Raw genomic sequence first — 1,753 nt, forward strand, 5'->3', positions numbered from 1 at the left:
GCGCGAGCGACGCGAGCACAAGAAGAAGCTGCAGCGACGCGTGGTGGCGGTGTCCATCGCGTCCGCCATCGTGGCTGTGGCGCTGTCCGCCCTCGTCATCGACCTCGTCACCACCGGGCAGGGCGTGGGCGCGAAGCCGCAGCCACTCATCTCCTCGTCGTCGCAGGCCCAGAAGCAGGACTCCTCGGGAAGCGGGGATGCTTCGAACGAGGGGGAGGACAAGGGGACGTCTTCGGGCTCGAGCGATCCCTCTGCGACGGACCCGTCGAAGGACGCGGCGCCGAACGGGTCCTCGGGCTCGTCGGGCGGCAACTCGTCGTCGGGCGGAGACCAGGGATCTTCGGACGGCTCGGGATCTTCGGGATCATCGGGATCGGGCTCGTCGGGTTCGTCGGGCGACTCCTCGGGTTCGTCGGGCTCGTCGGACGGCTCCGGCAGCGGCAGCACGGGGGGTGGCAGCGGATCGGGCGGCAGCGGGCAGTCCGGCAGCGGCTCGCACGATTCCGCCTCGCAGCCGAATTCGGGCGGCTCGCCCTCCAGTTCGACCCAAGGCTCGGCGACCCAAAGCTCGGGCGGCGCCGCGGTTGCCGTAACCCGGTGAGCGGCGGGAACGAGGGCGCCCTGCGCGAGAGGTCGCGGCGGGGGCGCCCCTGCCCGGGTTCGCCCGCTGCCTAAAGGTACCTCTCGCGCAGGTACGCCAGGCACTCGTCGTTTCCGTTGACGAGCTGCTGGCCGTCCCACAGGTAGGGGATGAGGTCCGCGTTGCCGCCCAGCTCGAGGAGCTCCTGGTAGGGGGCTTCCTGCTCCACGTCGCGCTTGTCGAGCTCTATGCCGTGCTCGTCGGCGAAGTGGGTCAGGACCGAGCAGGTGGGGCACGGGGCCCAGTAGTACAGAATCGGCTTCTCCATGGTGGCGTTTCCTCTCGTCTCTCATCGCATTCGGCGACGCCGCGGTATCTCATTTCCTGGGAGAGCCCGCGGCACGGCTATAATACTCCCATGGGCACCCTGACGGTCAACATATCCGACGTCGCGCTCGTCATCGAGGGCGGCGGCATGCGCGCCAGCTACACGGCGGGGGCCGTGGTCACGCTGCTGGAGCGCCAGCTGCATTTCGGGCGCGTGTACGGCATCTCCGCCGGCTCGAGCCACGCGGTGAACTACGTGTCGCGCGACATCGCGCGCACGAAGGCGTCGTTCGTCGACCTCGTGCGCGACCCGCGCTTCGGCGGCGTGGGCAGCTTCCTGCGCGGGCATGGCTACTTCAACGCGCCGTATCTGTACGAGGGCGTTGCCGAGGAGCTGGCGGGAACGGACGCCGTGATGGCGTTCGATTTCGACACGTTCGCGGCCAGCGACGCCGACGTGCACATCGAGGGCTTCGACTGGGACACCGGTGAGACGGTGGCTTGGACGAAGGCCGATTGCCCCACGCTGCGCGATATGATGCTGCGCGTGCGGGCCAGCTCCACCATGCCCCTGTTCATGCCGCCCACGGTAATCAATGGGCGCACGTTCATGGACGGCGGCCTGGGCGAGAGCCGGGGCATCCTGCTGGACGCCGCGCGCCGCGACGGGTTCGAGCGGTTCCTCGTCATCCGCTCGCAGCCGCGCGGCTATCGCAAGAAGCCGCCGCGGCCGGCTGCGCAGGCGCTGTTCCGCGCTGCCTTCCGGGCCCATCCGCAGGTGGCCGAGCGCACCATCGGGCGCTGGCAGCCCTACAACGCCCTCTGCGACGAGGTCGACCGCCTGGA

General features: G+C 69.7%; 2 protein-coding genes and 1 pseudogene. 2 read left to right on the top strand and 1 reads right to left on the bottom strand.

Annotated features, from left to right (window positions below; all coding sequences use genetic code 11):
- Positions 1-601: pseudogene (locus GPA_RS17870) on the top strand (hypothetical protein); the annotation flags it as partial.
- Positions 602-671: 70 nt separating this feature from the next.
- Here the strand turns inward: GPA_RS17870 and GPA_RS03070 are convergent.
- Positions 672-908 carry a thioredoxin domain-containing protein gene (locus tag GPA_RS03070; protein WP_015538898.1) on the bottom strand — a complete coding sequence of 79 codons (237 nt, stop codon included), beginning with the start codon at positions 906-908 and terminating at the stop codon, positions 672-674.
- A 90-nt stretch (positions 909-998) separates the two neighbouring features.
- On the opposite strand from GPA_RS03070, the gene GPA_RS03075 reads away from it, so the two are divergent.
- The coding region (locus tag GPA_RS03075) for a patatin-like phospholipase family protein (RefSeq protein ID WP_049783989.1) at positions 999-1,753 on the top strand (755 nt) is incomplete at its 3' end.

The organism is Gordonibacter pamelaeae 7-10-1-b, from assembly GCF_000210055.1.
Classification (GTDB): Bacteria; Actinomycetota; Coriobacteriia; order Coriobacteriales; family Eggerthellaceae; genus Gordonibacter; species Gordonibacter pamelaeae.

What these genes read in the sequence shown, in the direction of transcription:
- GPA_RS03070 (WP_015538898.1), bottom strand. Translation starts at nt 908, where the DNA reads ATGGAGAAGCCGATTCTGTACTACTGGGCCCCGTGCCCCACCTGCTCG.